We start from the raw sequence: 17,098 nt of genomic DNA, 5'->3' as shown, positions 1-17,098 counted from the left end.
TCCTGATTGGGAAGTCGTTTAACCCCCATCAGGGAGTGATGTAGTCGCCCCAGCCGAAAGTGGCGACGTAAGCCCGTCGAACGGCGCTGTCAACTTATCGAGTGCGTCGTCGGGTGAAGGTGTGTCGGGGTGTGGTGGGGCTGGGTTGCGGCTATGTGGTCAGGCCGTGGTGGGCTGGCTGGTGACTCCGGTTACTGAGATTTTCGGGTTGTCGTCGGGGAGTGACGGTTCGTGATCCCTGCGGTATGCCGGTGGTATGCGTTATCCGGAGGGTGGGGGCCTGACCGCTGAGCGTCGGGCGTTTCGGGAGAGGATCCGGCTGAAGGCTGGCGAGCGGTTCGCGGCGGGTGAGAAGACCGCGGTGATCGCGAAGGACCTGCGGGTGAGTGTGCGGTCGGTGGAACGCTGGCGCCGGGCCTGGCGCGAGGGCGGGACGGAGGCTTTGCGATCCGCGGGCCCGGCCAACTCTCCGACCGTTACCGATTCCCAGTTCGCGGTGCTCGAGGAGGAACTCGGCAAGGGACCAGCGGAATACGGCTTCGAGGATCAGCGGTGGACCCTGGTGCGGGTGCAGACGGTGATCTACCGGCGCCTGGGTCTGAGTCTGTCGGTGGCGACGGTGTGGCGGCTGCTGAAACGGCACGGCTGGTCCTGGCAGGCGCCTGCCCGTCGTGCACTCGAACGCGACGAGCACGCGGTGGAGTTGTGGAAGAAGGAGGTGTGGCCGCGGGTAAAAGCCTCGCGGCGGCCCACGGGGGCTGGATCGTCTTCGAGGACGAGGCCGGATTCTCGATGACGCCGCCACGGGCCCGGACCTGGGGCGACGTGGCCACACGCCCGTTGTCCGCGTCCGGGGCAGATCTCGCCGCAGGACTTCGGTCGCCGCGCTGTGCTGCTACAAACCCGGCGAGAGCGCCAGACTGATCTATCGGCCCCGTCACCATCTGCTCCTGAAGGGGGTACGGAAGAGTTTCTCCTGGCAGGACTACCGAGACCTGCTGGTGAGGGCCCACATCCAGCTCGGCGGTCCCATCGTGGTGCTCTGGGACAATCTCAACACCCACCTGGCAGCGGGCTTGAAAGCGTACGAAGCTGAGAACGACTGGCTCAGTAGCTGTTGTCGTTCCGATCTTGTGGGGTGTGCGTCGAACGGGAGTCTCGATCGGGTGGTTGCCGGCGGCTGCGGGCATGAAGGCAGGGCCTCTTGGTAGCTCGGGGTTGCGAAGCCAACCGAGATCCAGGAGACCCTGTTGCCGCAGTTGTACGTGCTGGAGCCGATGGAGTTCAACTCGGTTGCACCGTCGTGTGATTGTGTCGCCCACAGGTTCGGAAACGCGGCCGATCACACGGAACGTGTTCGGCGGTATCCGTCGGACATGACGGACGCGGAGTGGGCCGTGGTCCGGCCGCTGCTGCCGGTGCCCGGCTGGTTGCGTGGCCGGGGAGGGCAACCGGAGGCGTACTGTCACCGGGCGATACTCGATGCAATCCGCTACCTGGTCGACAATGGCATCAAATGGCGGGCGATGCCGACGGACTTCCCGCCGTGGGACCAGGTCTACGCGTTCTTCCGCCGCTGGCGCGACCACCTGCTGGTCAAGGAGTTCCACGACCGGCTGCGCGCCAGGGTCCGCGAGAAGCTGGGCCGCGGCGTGGAGCCGACGGCCGGGGTGATCGACTCGCAGTCCGTCAAGGCGGACGCCGTCGTCGTCGCGGACAGCCGCGGCTTCGACGGCGGCAAGCTGATCAACGGGCGCAAGCGGCACGTCGTGGTCGACACGCTCGGCCTGCTGCTGGGGGTGATGGTCACCGCCGCGGATGTCGGCGACCGCACCGCCGCCCACGTGCTTCTGCGGCAAGTCGCCGACGCACACCACCGGTTGGAACTGGTCTGGGCCGACGGCGGCTACACCGGCAGCCTCGTCGCCTACTGCCTCACCACGCTCGCCCTGGTCCTGGCGCTCGTCAAACGCAGCGACGACATGTGCGGCTTCGTGGTCCTGCCCAAGCGGTGGATCGTCGAGCGTCTCTTCGCCCATTTGATGCGCACCCGTCGCCTGGCACGCGACTACGAACGCCGCACCGCCAGCGCCGAAGCGATGATCTACTGGTCGATGATCCTGCTCATGACCCGCCGCCTCGCCCGGCCACACCCGCAGCGAGCGTGAACCGGCCCGGCGCGGGCTCGGCCAGCCAACCGCGCGCGACCAGGCGTTTCGCCTTCGACCGCAATGCCTCCACCCGCGCCGGCACCACGTCCAGGCCGAACAAGACGGCCATCTCCTGGCAGGTCAGCGGCCCTTGATGGAGCCGGGCCCGGTCCGCGAGCACTTCCAGGATGCGCTGGTAGTCCACCGACAGCGCCGACCTGTCCAGCCCCTCACGCCACACCGGCACCTGCGACTTCGACTTCGCCGTGGTCGGCGCTGACGGTGTCTCCTCGGCCTGCCCCATGGCCGGCGCTGTCCGATCGGCCTGGGCCTGGATTTGCCCGGGCCCGTCCACGGGGGCCAATACCTCGCCGACCCGCGAGCGGGCGATGGCCCACTCCTGCCATTCCCGCTCGGCCACGGCCAGCTCGGCCTGGATGCGGTCGACTTCTTCCCTCAGCCCATCCACGCGACGGCGGGCGGCGACCTCGCGCTGTTCCAGCAGTCCCACGACCGACGGCATCCACGACCTCCACCGGAGCGACGACACGACACGCCACCACTCCCACGGGAACGTCCGCCCTATGCCCGACCAGCGAAAACGCAGTCCTCAAGTCCGGAAAGACAACAACTTCTTAGGACCGCGATGCGGGTACTTGGCGGCGCTGGGCGCGGGGCCCCAACCCCGGCCGGCGCCTCGTCCGGCTCCGGCTCGCGGGAACGCCGAGGTGTTGTGCCGCGCACACCGAGGCATCTGACCGGCGGCAACCGCAACGACGTCACCCAGCTGCTCCCGCTCCTCGATGCGATGGTCAGGGTGTAGGGATGGTCCGCGCCCAGCACGCGCAGCCGACCTTCCAGGGTCTGCCCACCCAAGGAGATAGCCCGGTCCAGGTCCCCACGTCCCCGTAAGCAAGGGCCAGGTTGTTCCGGGTGATCAGGGTGTCGGGATGGTCTTCGCCCAGCACACGCAACGGCGCTGTCGCGTTGTTGGTGGGTAGGTGTCTGATGGTGCGTCGTGGCGTGGTGGAGCCCGGTTGCGGGCTGTGCTCAGGCCGTGGTGGAGGGGCCGGCGACTCCGGTGATCTGCTCCCAGATGGTGAAGCGGATGGTCATTTCGGCTCGGTAGTCGGTGGCGGTCATCAGGTGGCGTCGGGGTCGGAAGTGGGGTGAGATGCCGCTGAACGCGGACAGGAACCGCTGGGCTGCGCCGGTGCCGCGGAAGCCTTTCATCGCCCGTTCGCGCTGCCGGGTCGGCTTATGGCTGTTCTCCGCCCGGTTGTTCAGCCCCTTGTGGCAGCGGTGCTCGACGGAGGGCATGACCTCGCGGTGGGCCGCTTTGTAGGAGCGGAGCTTGTCGGTGATGATCACCCTGGGCACCGTGCGGGTCTTCTTCATCAGCCTGCGGAAGAAGAGTCTGGCCGCGGCCTTGTCCCGCCGGTTCTGCACCAGGATGTCCAGCACCATGCCGTCCTGGTCGACCGCCCGCCACAGGTACTTCTGCACGCCGTTGATCTCGATGAAGACCTCGTCCAGGTGCCACTTGTCACCAGGCCGGGGCCGGCGGCGACGCAGCGAATCGGCGTACCGCTGCCCGAACTTGGCGCACCAGCGGCGCACCGTCTCGTAGGAAAGGGTCACGCCGCGCTCGAGCATCAGCTCCTCGACCTCGCGGAACGACAGCGGGAAGCGGAAGTACAGCCACACACAGTGGGAGATGACCTCGACCGGGTACCGGTACCCCTTGTACGACAGCGACGCACTCCCCACAGATGACCCTTCCCAGCCTGATCGATCCGAAGATCATCACCGGTCAGCCAACGTGACAGTGCCCCGGATCCTCTACCTCGGTGTCGGCACCGCCGTCTTGCTGCCCCGGGCCCCGACCAAGCACCCTGAACGCACAGCTGCTGGAACCCTCGAGCGCAACGGAGGCACGGTGCCCGAACGACCAACATCACGCGACCTGCCCACCCGCATGACAATCTCCGCAGCAGCCCTCATGGTGCTGGCGCTCAAACTGCTTGCTCCGCACCGGGTGGACATCACCGCCGTCGCACTGCTCCTGCTCGCCTTGATCCCCTGGATGTCGACCATCCTGACGAGCGTGGACACCGCCGCTGGCGGATTCGTGCTGCGCGATATCAGACGAACCCAGGACAGTCAGCAGGACGAGATCGACCGCATGAAGTTCGTCTTCGAGCACCTCATTCCCGCCGAGGAACTTCGCCACTTACAGCACCTGGCAGACGACACCCCTCTGCCCTACGACCGCGGCTATACCCGCCCCCACCTGGATGCCGAGCTGAGACGCCTGGCCGGAGTCGGTCTGATCGCGCGCAAGCCGGGTAAGTCCTTCTCCGGCATGGGCGACATCGGCGACGTCAGAGACCACTTCACCATCACCGACCCGGGACGAACCTACTTGCAAATCCTGCAGACTTTTCGCTCCTGACCCACGGCCGTCGGCCGTCTCAAATGTCAAGGCACAGGTACTCCTATCTGGCGCGTTCGCCCGGCGGGCGAGCGGTCGCGGTGAAGACGGTGCGTCCGACGCGGGCCGTCCGCTGCGGACGCGGTGTTCCGTCCCACTATCGGCGACGCGGCGACCACCTCTCCGCCCTACGACGGCCCTGATCAGTCGGTCCGGCTGCGCCGCCTGGCCGCCATGCGCCACGCCAGGTAAACGATGCTCACCGGCCACAACACGATCAGCATCGTCAGGGTGAGGGCGCTGGAGACGGCGTGCAATTCCGTATCCCGGCGCCACCCTGCACTGCGCCGCAGCACTCCGGGCAGGTTCCGGGCGATCCCGACGACACCGCCGACGTAGACGGCCAGGGCGGCGAGTACCAGAACCGTGTCCCGGCCCGTCAGCGCCGCCCAGACCTCCTCACTCATGACCGGCCGACCGTGTCCTGGTCGTCCACCGTTTCACCAGCCTCCGGGAGCGGAGCTCCGTCCTCCGCCGGTGTGCCGCCCGCCGGCTGGGTCTTGCCCAGCCGGGCGGTCAGCCGCAGGGCCACGGGCTCGGTGTAGCGGGCGGTGAGCGGGCCGAGGATCACCAGGATCAGCACATACGCCGTGGCCAGCGGGCCCAGGGAAGGCTCGATCCCGGCGGTCACCGCGAGCCCGGCGATCACGATGGAGAACTCCCCCCGCGCGACCAACGTGCCGCCCGCCCGCCACCGGCCCTTGGCCGAGACACCGGCCCGCTTGGCCGCCCAGTACCCGGTGGCGATCTTCGTGCCGGCGGTGACCACGGCCAGCACGAGCGCGGGCACGAGCACCGGAGGAATGCTGGACGGATCGGTGTGCAGACCGAAGAAGACGAAGAACACCGCGGCGAACAGATCCCGCAACGGAGCGAGCAGGCTGTGCGCACCCTCGGCGACCTCACCGGACAGGGCGATACCGACCAGGAACGCGCCCACGGCAGCCGAGACCTGCAGCTCCTGCGCGATGCCGGCGACCAGCAGGGTCAGCCCCAGCACCACCAGCAGCAGTTTCTCCGGGTCGTCGCTGGAGACGAAGCGCGAGATGTGCCGCCCGTACCGCACCGCCAGCAGCAACACCAGACCGGCAGCCCCGAGGGCGATGCCCAGCATGATGCTGCCCGCCGCCAGACTCGTCCCGGCCAGCAGCGCGGTGATGATCGGCAGGTAGACCGCCATGGAGAGGTCTTCCAGCACCAGGATGCTCAGGATCACCGGGGTCTCCCGGTTGCCCAGCCGCCCCAGGTCACCAAGGACCTTGGCGATGACGCCGGACGAGGAGATCCACGTGACACCGGCCAGCACCACCGCCGCCACCGGCCCCCAGCCCAGCAGAAACGCCATGGCAGCCCCGGGCAGCGCATTGAGCGCCGCGTCGACGAGACCGGCCGGGTACTGGGTCTTGAGATTGGAGACCAGATCGCTGGCGGTGTACTCCAGGCCCAGCATGAGCAGCAGCAGAATCACGCCGATCTCGGCGCCGATCGCGACGAACTCCTCACTGGTGCCCAGCGGCAGCAGTCCGCCCTGGCCGAAGGCCAGCCCGGCCAGCAGATACAAGGGAATGGGCGAGAACTGGAAGCGCCCGGCGAACCGGCCCAGCAGCCCCAGACCGAGGATGATCGCCCCGAACTCGATCAAAAAGACGGCAGACGAGTGCACGGACGCTCACTCCCGACCGAGTATCGCGGCGGCAGCCTCCACGCCCTCGCGGGTCCCGATCACGATCAGAGTGTCGCCGCCGGCCAGCCGGAAGTCCGGCCCCGGCGAGGGAATCGCCTCGGCCCGCCGCAGCACCGCCACGATCGACACACCAGTCTCCGTACGCATCCGAGTCTCGCCCAGCACCCGCCCGTTCCAGCGCGACGTGGCGGACAGCTCGACCCGCTCGGCCACCAGCCCCAGCTCGGTCGTCGACAGCAGACTCGGGCTGTGATGCGCGGGCATCAGCGCGTCGATGAGCGCCTCCGCCTCCCCGGCGGTCAGCCGCACCGACAACGCGCACGCGTCCGGATCGTCCTTGCGGTACGCGCTCAACGTCCGCGACCCGTTTCGGTGCGCGACCACGGACAAGGGACGCTGCTCCCGCGTGGTCAGGTCGTAGCGCACCCCGATCCCCGGCAACGGCGTACTGCTCATACGCGCAGCGCCCACGGCTGTTTCCCTGTCCGATCGGGTGTTTCTTTAGACAATCTTTGATGACACCCTAGCGAGCGCCCGGAACCCGGCCTCCGCCAGCTCCACCTCGAGCCGACCGGAGGCGAGCCGTACGACTCCGGACGCCGCAACCTGCACCACTGATCACCACTCGGCAGCATCGGCTATGAAGGTGCCGACTGCGCCAGAGCGGAATTGAGACGCAAGACACCCGGCAGGAACAGGGCTTCGGCATCTGGAGTGCGGGACGCGCCCGGCAATCTCCTGAGCGGAGAACACGGGTCCCGAAGGCGGGCCGGCAACCCGACGACCAGTCCGACCCAGAGTGACGCCGGGACTGTCTGTGGCCCCGTCAGGTGAGTCAGGCGGTGGCATCTACGGCTCAGGCCGTGGTTCGCACCGCAGCCGGCTGTCCAACGGTGGGCGTCCCGGTTTCCCGGGCCGCGCGCTCTTGTCGGGCCCGGCGCAGGGCGGCGGCCTCGGTGGCGGCGGCCTGGCGGCGGCGCTGAGCGCGGGCCTGCTCGAACGAGGCAGGCGCATCGTCCGCAACGACGTCGGGCTCGGGGTCCCCGCGACGGCTCAACTCCCGCATCGCGGCGGTCTGCCGCTCCACCGCTTCCGCGATGCCCGAATCCACCCGAGACGGCGGGGCGACCGTGCAGTGGGCCTCCAGGGCGCGCCGGTAGCCCTCGCACGCGGTCTCCCTGGTCCTCGCCGGACCGGTGGGCGCGACCGGGGCCGGGTCCACCGGAGCGACGTCAGCCGGACCGGGCACGGGCACGGCGCCGGGCGGCAGGATCCGCAAAGCGCGCACGACCGTACGGCCCGCCGCAGCGTTGGCGGCCGCGATGATCCGGGTCTGCTCCAGGCGGACCTTCGTCGCCCAGGCCGCCGACTCCGGGCACACGGTGAGCCGGCCGGAGTCCGCGTCGTACGCCACGGCCGCGACGTGCCCGGCGAGGTCGGGGGCGATAGCCGCCCAGCGGTCCCGCAGCGTCGCGCCGGCGGCCGGGAGCTCCCAGGCCCGCTCGGTCACCAGCGCGCCGATCGCGGCACCGAGCCCCATCGGCTCACGCCTGTCGCGCCGCACCGTCCGGACCGGCTGCGACTTCTGCTTCGTCTTCTGGCCGCTGCCGTCCTTGCGCGCCGCCTCCATCGCGGCCCGCAGCGCGACCCGGGCCAGGTCGACCCCGGACACCTCGCCGCCGCTCATGCCTGCCCCCAGGTGGCGTAGCCGAGGTCCAGGTGCCCGAGCCGGGAGAGGTGCTGCGTCTGGTCGACCAGCTGGTTGCTGAACAGGCGCCTGGCCGACGTCTCGCCGTACTGGTCGATGTGGTCGAACACCACCTGGTGGTCCTTCATCGCCCGCACTCGCCAGTCGCGGACCTGCTCGCGGGTCAGGTCCTCGAGGACCAGCTCCTGGTCGTCGCCGGCGTCGGCGGGATCCGGCTCCGGGGCTGGGACGACGGCTGCCGGACGCGGCGCGGGCAGCACGACCGGAGCCACCTGCCCAGCTGTGCAGTCGGGGGTCGGCTGCGCCGCTTCGGCTTTGGCGCGGGCCTTGGCGGCGGCCTGCCGGGCCCTCACCTGCTCCCACTCGTACGCCTTCGCCCACGCCCTGGCCGTCACGGTCTCGTGCAACTGCCGCTCGGTGGCCGTACGACGTTCGGTCTCGGAAGCCCCGGGCATTGCAGCGTCGACGGCGGCCGCGACCGTGTGGCGCATAGCGCGGCGGTCGACCTGCCGGTCCTCGCAGCGCGGGCAGTCCCGGCCGGAGTCGAGCAGCGCGCCCTCGTCGCACCGGGGTTCAGCGCATTCCTGGCGCTGCGGCAGGCCCCGGGCGATCAGCCAGCCCACCGGATCCTTGATCGGCCCGTGCAGCCGCATCTGCTCCTCCAGGCGCCGGGCGAGCCGGTCCGCGAGGATCTTCGGCGCGTCGGCCCGGCCGGCGAAGCCCTCCACCCGCTTCAGCTCGCTGCGGGTCGTGGCCTCCACCAGCTTGCGGGCACCCTTCCGGTCCAGGCGCGCCCACACCAGCCGGACCGGAGCCAAGATCACCCGCAGATTCTCCGGCGGCAGGGGCACCCTCCCCCGCTGCTGCCTGCCCTGACCCGCACCGTCCACAGCCCGCACCGGAGCACTGCCCACCGGCCAGCTGCCGGGGTTCTTGCTGATCGACGACGGGGACTTCTTCGGCTGTTCCCCGCGCAGCGGGCCACCCTCGCCACCGACCGGCGTCAGGCGGCCATCGGCATCGGCGTCCACGGCCTGGTCCTCGCGCTCGCACACGCGGTCCGGCTGACCGTGGTTCCCACCACGGCCTTCGCCGGAAAACCCACCAGAGAGCGAGAGAGGAGAGACGGGAGTAACCACAGAAGCGTGGACTGCGTGGAGCTCTGCACCATCAGGACGCTCCTGATCTCCCGCACTCGCGACAGAGTGCACGATCTTCTCAGCGGCGAGGACCTCCAACTTGTCCCCCAGCTCATCCCGCTGGCGGAAGCACTCATCTCGGCCGCTTCCCCCCGTTCCGTCCTCAACTGGCTGAGCCGCAGCGGCGGCCAGCTTCTGGTGAGCCTGGCGGCAGGACGGGCTGAGATCACTCATGACCTCCTGGACGACCTCCCTCAGGACCACGACACGCGCGCAGTCCGGAACATCCTCGTCACCACTCAGGTCCTGCCCACCCGAAACGAGTTCTTCGCTCGCTTGGAGATCTGGATCCGTCAGGTCCTCGAACCCCTTCCAGCCCACCATCTGCGGATCATCCGCCCCTTCGCCGAGTGGTCCATCGTGCGCGATGCCCGACGCAGGTCCTCCCGGGGTCGCTATCTTGAATCCGCGGCAGGCGTGGACCGGGCCAAGATCCGAACGGCCATCGAGTTCATGGCCTGGCTTGACGCCAACAACCTCGCCCTCGTGGACCTGGCTTAGCCCCAACTTGAGCTCTGGCTGGTCACGGCCCCGCAGGCCCGGCGCAAGGCCATCGGTGCATTCATCCGCTGGACGAATGCCCGCCGGCTGACGCACCGGCTTGAGGTCCCCATGCAACCGCGAGCGCAACCGACCGTGTTCCACGACGATGACGAACACCAAGACCAGCTTCTTAGGTGCCTCACCGACCAGGACCTCCCCCTCGACGTCCGCATCGCAGGAGCATTCGTCCGTCTTTACGCCCTGCCGGTCACCCGGATCGTTCACCTGACAACGGACTGCTTTCAGCGCGATCAGGACGGCGCCTACATCACGTTCGACAAGGTCCCCGTCCTCCTTCCTCCGACACTGGCCAGACTCATCGAAGAGCAGATCGCCCGCCCCCTGACGCGTTCCGTGCTGCAACCAGCTCCCGGCAGCGGACCTGCGTTTCTCTTTCCCGGGCCCTTGGGGCATCAGCCGCGGCGCCCGAACGGGCTGACAACGCAGCTCCTTGAGCGCGGACTGCCGACTCTTGCCGCACACAACACGGCGATGATTGCCATAGCTGTTGATCTTCCACCGATCGTCGCCAGCGACCTCTTCGGCATCCACGTCAGCACCGCGATCGAGTGGGCGGCACTGGCACAGGACAGCTGGGCGGACTACCTGGCAGCCCGGAAGGCCACGGAATGACACACGGCCGGAACACTGACTCTTCACCAGTAGACCAGGCCGCCGTCGACCAGTTCCGTGCGCTGCTCGCCGTCCTGCGCGACCCGGAGCCCCGGACCCCCGGCCAGTGCCAGGACCTCGCCGTCCGGGTCGGCCCGTTCGTGGTCGTGCCCTTCCTCCAGTTCGACGTGGAAATCCGCAAGATCGTGTGCACGACCAACGCGATCGAGAGCGTCAACGCCCGCATCCGCAAGGCCGTGAGGGCCTGCGGGTACTTCCCCAGCGACCAAGCCGCCCTCAAATGCGTGTACTTGGCGGTGATGAGCCTGGATCCCACCGGCAGCGGCCGCAAGCGGTGGACCATGCGATGGAAGGCGGCACTCCAGCTCGCCGGTCACGAACTTGACCTTGACACGGTGACAAGGTTTTCACTTGGGCGCAGGAGGTGGTCCCGATCAACACGACCGACGTAACCCCGCAGAACACCCGTGTAACCAACGCCATGGGCGCCGAGGACTCGTCGGTCCGGCTTCAGACGACCCTGGCGGTCGGCTCGAACCCCGACCCTGTGTTCCTGGAGATGCTCGTCGAGCGGTGCGCGGTCGAGCCGGACTTCTTCGTACGGGACATGCTGTCCTGGGCGCTGACCCGTCTCCCGCCGGAGATCGCCCTGCCCCGGATCCGCCAGGAGCTCGACTCCGAGCGGAACCAGGCCCGCAGCCAGGCGCTGCACACCCTCTCCAAGATCGGCGACAAGAGCACTTGGGTCTGGATCACCCGCGACATGCTGCGGGACGCCGACGACGAGGTCGCGCGGACTGCGTGGCGCGTCGCGGTCGTCCTCGTGCCCGAGGACGAGGAGAAGGCCCTGGCCGACGAACTGGTTCTGCAGCTCGGCCGTGGCGACCGAAATGTGCAGCTGAGTCTGAGCCGGGCCTTGGCTGACCTCGGTGACGTGATCAAGCCCGCCCTAGAGAGGGCCGCGGAGAGTTCCGACCCGGCGGTGGCCGCGCACGCCCGTGCCACCGAGCTCCTCCGGCAGAACCCGGAGACCGGTTTCGACGCGGCCCTCGACGAGGCGAAGCGCGTGGTCGCACTCGGCCCGGAACGAGCTGCTGCCGCGGCTGCGTCGGCAGGCACCGAGACCTCGGAGACCGCCGAGCCCGCGGAGACGACCGAGCCGATGGAGGCCGCGAAGGCTGCAGAAGCTTCGGAGGGCGCGGATTGCTGATCGGTGATGTGGCCCGCCGCTCCGGGGTGAGCACCCGGATGCTCCGGCACTACGACGCCCTGGGGTTGGTGCGGCCCACGGGCCGCACTCTCGGTGGCTACCGCGAGTACTCTGCCGAGGATGTCCGCAGGATCTTCCACGTGGAGAGCCTGCGGTCCCTCGGGCTCTCGCTCAAGCAGATCGGGCGCGCGCTGGAGGGCCAGGCCTTCACGCCGTCTGCCCTGGTCAGCGACCTCATCCGGCAGACAGAGGACCGCCTGGCGCGAGAACAGGAGCTGCTCGAGCGGCTCCGTGCGATCGACGCGTCGGCGCCCACCGACTGGCAGGGAGTGCTGCGCATCGTCGAACTCATGCGGGAACTCAACTCGACCAGCGCCGCGCACAGACAGCAGGCTGTCCTGGCCCGGCCGGAGGACGCGCCGGTACCCGCCGAACTACTGGCCGGGGCGGTCCTGACCGAATCCGACCCGCACGTCGCAGGCGCCCTGCGCTGGGCGCTCGCCCGATCGGGCGGCGACGGCGTGGCGACGCTGCATGCCGGCATGCACTCGGAGGACGCCGACATCCGGCGGCGCGCGGTGCTGGCGATCGCCGAGATGCCCGAGGCTTCGGGTGCGACCGCAGTGCTCGCGGACGCCCTCCGGGACCCGGACACGACGGTGCGCAGGCACGCTGCTCTGGCTCTGGGCAGGCAGGGCGTGGCCGCGGCCGTGCCCACACTCGTCAGCATGGTGGTGGAGGGCTCCAACGACGTGGACGCGGCGGAGGTTCTGGGAATGCTGTCCCTGGACCCCGGGTGCACGGACCGGATCACGACCGCCCTGGTCGACGAACTGGCCGCGCCCGCCGCGGACTCCGCGACGCGGATCCGCCTTACCCAGGCGCTGGTCGAGCTCGCGGGAACCACCGCGCAGGAGGTCCTGCGCCAACTGGCCCACGACGACGACGGCGCTGTCGCCCTCGTCGCCTCGGCCCTTGTCGGAGTTCTCAAAGAGCGGTCCCTCGAAGACCAAGCTGACGAGCATTCTTGAAAGCGCGATCTGAATGAGGCATCAGCCATGGCCTCTCAAGGGCGCTTCACGAGAGGCTCGCCTGGGAGGCAGACGGTGCCACGGGCATAGCTGGACGGCAGTATGTGCACACCGTAGGTGCGTCTCGGCACGGGAATCGCCGGGCGAGCGCCTCGGCCACCCGGACGCAGGCAGCGGGTCGGTGCTCGTACGGGATCCTTCAGACGGCCGAATAGCGCAGCCCTGGAACACCGCCCCGTCACCAGTAGACCAGGCCGCCGTCGACGCCTTCCGCGCACTGCTCGACGCCCGCAAGAATCCACAGCCCTGGACACCGGGCTGCAACCGGGACGTCGCCGTCGGGGTCGGCCAGTTCCTCGAGCGCGCCCAGACCCGCCCCGGCGACGACCACGGCCCTGACCTGATCGCCATCTCCCTGGTCCATCCCGACACCCCGCACGCCGTGGCCTACCTCCACGGCCACCAGCTCGGCTACACCCGCAAGGGCTGGCTCTGCTGCGAGACGGCCGCGATCGTCGGCATCTGGCAGCCGGCCTACGCGATGCTCACCCACGCCGCAGGGAACCTGCCGCTCCCCGACGACGTCGGAATGGCCACGGCGACCGCGCGGTCCCGCACCGTCCTGGAAAGGTTCCCCGCCGGAGGCCCCCGCGGCTCCTGGCCAGCCGAAGAGTACGCCGCCGCCAGGCGCGCCCAAGGCACGGACGCTCAGGTCGTGATGGACCTGCACACCGACCAGTTCCTCGTAGTCACCCACACCACCACCCAATAGCACCACCCCCGAGCGCCGCGCCCCGCCTTCCCGGCCGGGCGCGGCGCTCTACGCGTTCCCGCCCTTCACCACCGAGCAGGAGACACCCTTGCACCCGATCCGCCTGATCTCGTTCGGCTACCTGCATCTGCCCGCCGGCTCGGACGGCAGCCCCGTCCCGCCCGCCGCCGTCCCGCCCGCCGCCGACCGGATCGAAGACGTCCGCGACCGGCTCCGCGACCCGGCCGCCGCCCGCTACATCCTCGACCTGGACGGCTTCCACCCCCGCGTCCAGGACGTCGTCCGCAACACCCCCGGCGCCCGCGAGCTGCTCGCCAACCTCGCCGACTACGCGCCCCTTCCCGCCGGCCCCCGCCGCATCGCCATCGGATGCGCAGGCGGTCGCCTCAGAGTCGTTGACCGGACTACGGAAGGACACGCCGGGCCGGAGCACATCCCCCGTGTGGCCTAGGGTCTGTTGCGAAAGTGGATCTTGTTCGTTGATGATCACGTCCTGTGGGACGTGGGGATCTGACGAACAGCCAGTGGGCCCGGCTGGAGCCTCTGCTGCCGCAGGGCATCAAGCCGGGTCGGCCGCAGGTGTGGACGCGGCGGCAGCTGATAGACGGCATCCGGTGGCGGACCCGGACCGGGGCTCCCTGGCGGGACGTGCCCGAACGCTACGGGCCCTGGGACCGGGTCTATGACCTGTTCCGGCGCTGGCAGCGGGACGGCACCTGGGCAAGGATCCTCACCCAGCTCCAGGCCGAGGCGGACGCGAAGGGCCTGATCACCTGGGAGGTCAACGTCGACTCCACCGTCTGCCGGGCCCATCAGCACGCTGCCGGAGCGGCGAAAAAGGGGACCTCCAGAAGGAACCGCCCGGCGGGATCTTCGTCGAGCCGGCCGACCACGGCCTCGGACGCTCCCGCGGCGGACTGACCAGCAAAATCCACCTCGCGGTCGAGCAGGGGCAGAAGCCCTTGTCCGTCGTGATCACGGCCGGGCAGCGGGGCGACTCCCAGCAGTTCGAAGCGGTCCTGGAAGCCATCCGGGTTCCGAGGCTGGGGCTCGGCAGGCCGCGCAAGCGCCCGGACCGGGTGCGGGCCGACAAGGCGTACGACTCCCGCGGAAACCGCTCCTACCTGCGCAGACGCGGGATCAAAGCCACCATCCCGGTCCCAGCGGACCGTGTCCGCAACCGCCTCAAGCGTGGATCGCGCGGTGGGCGCCCGCCGACGTTTGACAAGGACGACTACAAGCAGCGGCACGCGGTCGAGTGCGGGATCAACCGGCTCAAGCGCCACCGGGCCGTCGCCACTCGGTACGACAAACTCGCCGTCCGCTTCGAAGCGACAGTGCTGGTCGCAGCCATCAACGAGTGGCTGTGACCAGCACTTTCACAACAGGCCCTAATACTCCAGCAGGATTTCGCTGTTTGACCTGGCCTTTTCGCCGGGTGACGGGAGTGTAACGGGACTTCGATGGTGCGGGGGCGGTCTCACGGAGACCGCCCCTCGATCGTGCGACAACGCCGCAGGTAGTGACAGCGGCGGGGCAGCCTCAGAGGGTGATCACCGAGTCTGCCGCCGCGCAGTGGGACCTCGAACTGGACGATCTCTTCCTGACCATCGGGCACCGCTTCGGCCGGGTCGAGCTCCGCCGCCGCATGCGGGACTACGTGCGCGGGCTGCTCGCCCCGGTCGCCCGCAAGAACAGCTGGCAGCTAGCCGAACAGGCCGGCCACTCCACCCCTGACGGCCTGCAGCACCTCCTCGCCGGATCGAAGTGGGAGCCCGATGCCATCCGCGACGACCTGCAGGAATACGTCGCCGCCAAGCTCGGCGAGGCCAGCGGCGTCCTGATCATCGACGACACCGGGTTCATCAAGAAGGGCACCACCTCGGCCGGAGTCCAGCGCCAGTACTCCGGAACCGCAGGCCGGACCGAGAACTGCCAGATCGGCGTCTTCGCCGCCTACGCCTCCGCCCGCGGCCGGGCCCTGGTCGACCGTGAGCTCTACCTCCCGAAGTCCTGGACTGAGGACCGGGAACGCTGCCGCACCGCAAGGGTCCCCGACGAGCGGGAGTTCGCCACCAAGGGCGAACTGGCCCGGCACATGGTGCTGCGGGCCCTGGCCTCGCCGCTGCCCATTACCTGGGTCACTGCGGATTCCGCCTACGGCCAGGACAACCGATTACGCCGGCTGCTGGAACAGTCGGGTGTCGGCTACGTACTGGCGGTGCCCAAGTCCCAGTTCAGCGTGGGCTGTTCACGGATCGAGGGCCTGTTCGCGCAGGCCCCGAACGAGGCATGGGAGAAGATCTCCTGCGGCGACGGCGCAAAGGGGCCCCGCGTCTACCACTGGGCAGCGGTGCGGCTGCCGGCCGTCGCCGAATTCGACTATCAGGGCGAGGTCCCTCACCGGATGCGGTGGGCACTGGCCCGGCGCAGCATCAGCAAGCCCGACGAGATCGCCTACTACCTCGCCTACGCACCCCTTCAGGTCACCGTCCAGGAACTGGTGCGGGTCGCCGGGGCGCGCTGGGCGATCGAGGAGTGCTTCCAGGCCGCGAAGAACGAGTGCGGCCTGGACCAGTACGAGGTCCGCCGCTACGTGGGCTGGTATCGGCACATCACTCTGGCCATGCTCGCTCACGCCTTCCTGGCCGCCACGGCACACCAGCCCTGGGAAAAAGGGGCGGAACAGGTGAGACACCCGGGGTCATCGGGCTCACCGTGGCGGAGGTTCGGCGACTCCTGGCAGCTTGTCGTGTCCGGCCCCCGCACCTGAGCGGACACCGCGGACGACACCACGCGCTGAGCTGGTCGAACTGGCGCCGCCGACGCCAAGCGGTCGCCCGCCGCTGTCACTACCTGCGGCGTTGTCGCACGATCGAGGGGCGGTCTCCGTGAGACCGCCCCCGCACTATCGAAGTCCCGTTACACTCCCGCCACCCGGCGAAAAGGCCAGGTCAAACAGCGAAGTCCTGCTGGAGTACTAGGACCCCTGCCGCACCACCCGTTCGTACTGCGCCGCCAAACCCTCCAGCAGCGCGTGCAGGCCCGCTTCGAACGCCCGCTCGTCCACCTTCTCCTGCTGTTCGGCCAGCAGATGCGCCTGACCGAGATGCGGATAGTCCGCCGGGTCGTACGCGCTCTCGTCGTCCACGAAACCCCCGGCGAACGACCCGAGGGCGGAGCCCATGATGAAGTACCGCATCAGCGCCCCGATGGACGTGGCCTGCGCCGCAGGCCACCCCGCGTCGACCATGGCGCCGAAGACCGCGTCGGCGACCCGCAGTCCGGCGGGCCGCCGTCCGGGCCCCCGCGCGAGGACGGGCACGATGTTCGGATGGTCGCGCAGGGCGCCGCGGTAGGAGAGCGCCCAGTCGTGCAGCGCGGTGCGCCAGTCGCGGCCGTCCTCGAACATCGACAGGTCGACCTGGGCGCTCACCGAGTCCGCCACCGCCTCCAGGATCTGGTCCTTGGTGCGGAAGTGGTTGTAGAGCGACGGCCCGCTCACCCCCAGCTCGGCCGCGAGCCGCCGGGTGGACAGGGCCGCCAGCCCCTCCGCGTCGACCAGATGCCGTGCCGTCTCCACGATGCGGTCGGTGCTCAGCAGGGGCTTGCGCGGTCGGGCCATGGCGCACATAGTAGGGGTGCGCCATTAAACTAGCGGTGATAATTAAAGG

The 17,098-nt window shown here is 69.3% G+C and carries 18 protein-coding genes and 3 pseudogenes; 13 read left to right on the top strand and 8 right to left on the bottom strand.

The annotated features are described in order from the left end of the window. Positions 1-256: 256 nt before the first annotated feature. Together AOK23_RS51920 and AOK23_RS18170 are read left to right on the top strand one after the other, a co-directional pair. Positions 257-1,115 (top strand): annotated as a pseudogene (locus tag AOK23_RS51920) (IS630 family transposase); the annotation flags it as partial. Positions 1,116-1,376: 261 nt separating this feature from the next. Further along, a complete protein-coding gene (locus AOK23_RS18170) occupies positions 1,377-2,168 on the top strand; it encodes an IS5 family transposase (RefSeq protein WP_079049546.1) in 792 nt (263 codons plus the stop codon). Here the strand turns inward: AOK23_RS18170 and AOK23_RS18165 are convergent. Together AOK23_RS18165 and AOK23_RS18160 are read right to left on the bottom strand one after the other, a co-directional pair. Continuing rightward, on the bottom strand, positions 2,125-2,673 hold the full coding sequence (locus AOK23_RS18165) for a hypothetical protein (RefSeq protein ID WP_055713743.1): 549 nt from the start codon (positions 2,671-2,673) through the stop codon (positions 2,125-2,127). The two genes, AOK23_RS18170 and AOK23_RS18165, sit on opposite strands and share 44 nt — an antisense overlap. 527 nt (positions 2,674-3,200) lie before the next feature. Then, positions 3,201-3,920: an IS6 family transposase gene (locus tag AOK23_RS18160; RefSeq protein WP_055713742.1), complete on the bottom strand. Its 720-nt coding sequence runs from the start codon at positions 3,918-3,920 to the stop codon at positions 3,201-3,203. A gap of 169 nt (positions 3,921-4,089) precedes the next feature. Here AOK23_RS18160 and AOK23_RS18155 point away from each other — a divergent pair, with 169 nt between their 5' ends. Continuing rightward, positions 4,090-4,605 (top strand): hypothetical protein, encoded by a 516-nt coding sequence (locus AOK23_RS18155; protein ID WP_157878067.1) that lies wholly within the window; start codon positions 4,090-4,092, stop codon positions 4,603-4,605. A gap of 182 nt (positions 4,606-4,787) precedes the next feature. Here AOK23_RS18155 and AOK23_RS18150 read toward each other — a convergent pair whose 3' ends face one another. The 5 genes from AOK23_RS18150 to AOK23_RS18130 form a co-directional block, all read right to left on the bottom strand. Then, positions 4,788-5,051, bottom strand: a complete 264-nt coding sequence (locus tag AOK23_RS18150; RefSeq protein ID WP_055713740.1) for a hypothetical protein — start codon at positions 5,049-5,051, stop codon at positions 4,788-4,790. After that, positions 5,048-6,307, bottom strand: coding sequence for a cation:proton antiporter (locus tag AOK23_RS18145; RefSeq protein ID WP_055713739.1), 1,260 nt, complete (start codon positions 6,305-6,307; stop codon positions 5,048-5,050). The genes AOK23_RS18150 and AOK23_RS18145 overlap by 4 nt, the downstream gene beginning before the upstream one ends. Positions 6,308-6,313: 6 nt before the next feature. Next, positions 6,314-6,784, bottom strand: coding sequence for a cation:proton antiporter regulatory subunit (locus AOK23_RS18140; RefSeq protein ID WP_055713738.1), 471 nt, complete (start codon positions 6,782-6,784; stop codon positions 6,314-6,316). A gap of 400 nt (positions 6,785-7,184) precedes the next feature. Beyond that, positions 7,185-8,015 (bottom strand): DciA family protein, encoded by an 831-nt coding sequence (locus tag AOK23_RS18135; protein ID WP_055713737.1) that lies wholly within the window; start codon positions 8,013-8,015, stop codon positions 7,185-7,187. Further along, the gene (locus AOK23_RS18130; protein WP_157878066.1) at positions 8,012-9,067 is read right to left on the bottom strand and encodes a hypothetical protein; all 1,056 of its coding nucleotides are present in this window, start codon (positions 9,065-9,067) and stop codon (positions 8,012-8,014) included. Before AOK23_RS18130 ends, AOK23_RS18135 begins: the two co-directional genes overlap by 4 nt. A gap of 123 nt (positions 9,068-9,190) precedes the next feature. On the opposite strand from AOK23_RS18130, the gene AOK23_RS18125 reads away from it, so the two are divergent. The 10 genes and pseudogenes from AOK23_RS18125 to AOK23_RS18075 all read left to right on the top strand — a co-directional run bounded on the left by AOK23_RS18125 (position 9,191) and on the right by AOK23_RS18075 (position 16,197). Then, positions 9,191-9,736: a hypothetical protein gene (locus tag AOK23_RS18125; protein WP_206336229.1), complete on the top strand. Its 546-nt coding sequence runs from the start codon at positions 9,191-9,193 to the stop codon at positions 9,734-9,736. Positions 9,737-9,871: 135 nt separating this feature from the next. Beyond that, on the top strand, positions 9,872-10,411 hold the full coding sequence (locus AOK23_RS18120) for a hypothetical protein (protein WP_055713734.1): 540 nt from the start codon (positions 9,872-9,874) through the stop codon (positions 10,409-10,411). 146 nt (positions 10,412-10,557) lie between these two features. Next, positions 10,558-10,863, top strand: a pseudogene (locus AOK23_RS45130) (transposase); the annotation flags it as partial. Further along, complete coding sequence (locus tag AOK23_RS18110; RefSeq protein ID WP_055713732.1) at positions 10,836-11,621, top strand: HEAT repeat domain-containing protein; 786 nt, start codon at positions 10,836-10,838, stop codon at positions 11,619-11,621. The pseudogene AOK23_RS45130 and the gene AOK23_RS18110, both read left to right, overlap by 28 nt. Then, entirely contained in the window at positions 11,615-12,652 is a 1,038-nt protein-coding gene (locus AOK23_RS18105) for a MerR family transcriptional regulator (protein ID WP_055713731.1), read from the top strand. The genes AOK23_RS18110 and AOK23_RS18105 overlap by 7 nt, the downstream gene beginning before the upstream one ends. A 181-nt stretch (positions 12,653-12,833) precedes the next feature. Continuing rightward, a pseudogene (locus AOK23_RS51915) lies at positions 12,834-13,253 on the top strand (hypothetical protein); the annotation flags it as partial. Beyond that, positions 13,242-13,424, top strand: coding sequence for a hypothetical protein (locus tag AOK23_RS48855; RefSeq protein WP_055713746.1), 183 nt, complete (start codon positions 13,242-13,244; stop codon positions 13,422-13,424). The pseudogene AOK23_RS51915 and the gene AOK23_RS48855, both read left to right, overlap by 12 nt. An 88-nt stretch (positions 13,425-13,512) precedes the next feature. After that, positions 13,513-13,875, top strand: coding sequence for a RapZ C-terminal domain-containing protein (locus AOK23_RS18090; protein WP_240496430.1), 363 nt, complete (start codon positions 13,513-13,515; stop codon positions 13,873-13,875). Between the two features lie 44 nt (positions 13,876-13,919). Further along, positions 13,920-14,794 (top strand): IS5 family transposase gene (locus AOK23_RS45125; protein WP_420823719.1). Its coding sequence is split into 2 segments (ribosomal slippage): positions 13,920-14,313 and positions 14,313-14,794, totalling 876 coding nucleotides; the frame shifts between segments, so codons are not numbered across the junction. A gap of 179 nt (positions 14,795-14,973) precedes the next feature. Then, positions 14,974-16,197, top strand: a complete 1,224-nt coding sequence (locus AOK23_RS18075; RefSeq protein ID WP_055713728.1) for an IS701 family transposase — start codon at positions 14,974-14,976, stop codon at positions 16,195-16,197. Between the two features lie 207 nt (positions 16,198-16,404). On the opposite strand, the gene AOK23_RS18070 is transcribed toward AOK23_RS18075, so the two are convergent. Then, complete coding sequence (locus tag AOK23_RS18070) at positions 16,405-17,049, bottom strand: TetR/AcrR family transcriptional regulator (RefSeq protein ID WP_055713727.1); 645 nt, start codon at positions 17,047-17,049, stop codon at positions 16,405-16,407. Between the last annotated feature and the right edge of the window lie 49 nt (positions 17,050-17,098).

Source organism: Streptomyces torulosus, assembly GCF_001419765.1.
GTDB lineage: Bacteria > Actinomycetota > Actinomycetes > Streptomycetales > Streptomycetaceae > Streptomyces > Streptomyces torulosus.
This window is presented reverse-complemented; position numbering and strand designations above follow the sequence as displayed.

What these genes read in the sequence shown, in the direction of transcription:
- AOK23_RS18170 (WP_079049546.1), top strand. Translation starts at nt 1,377, where the DNA reads ATGACGGACGCGGAGTGGGCCGTGGTCCGGCCGCTGCTGCCGGTGCCC.
- AOK23_RS18150 (WP_055713740.1), bottom strand. Translation starts at nt 5,051, where the DNA reads ATGAGTGAGGAGGTCTGGGCGGCGCTGACGGGCCGGGACACGGTTCTG.
- AOK23_RS18165 (WP_055713743.1), bottom strand. Translation starts at nt 2,673, where the DNA reads ATGCCGTCGGTCGTGGGACTGCTGGAACAGCGCGAGGTCGCCGCCCGC.
- AOK23_RS18135 (WP_055713737.1), bottom strand. Translation starts at nt 8,015, where the DNA reads ATGAGCGGCGGCGAGGTGTCCGGGGTCGACCTGGCCCGGGTCGCGCTG.
- AOK23_RS18140 (WP_055713738.1), bottom strand. Translation starts at nt 6,784, where the DNA reads ATGAGCAGTACGCCGTTGCCGGGGATCGGGGTGCGCTACGACCTGACC.
- AOK23_RS48855 (WP_055713746.1), top strand. Translation starts at nt 13,242, where the DNA reads ATGGCCACGGCGACCGCGCGGTCCCGCACCGTCCTGGAAAGGTTCCCC.
- AOK23_RS18070 (WP_055713727.1), bottom strand. Translation starts at nt 17,049, where the DNA reads ATGGCCCGACCGCGCAAGCCCCTGCTGAGCACCGACCGCATCGTGGAG.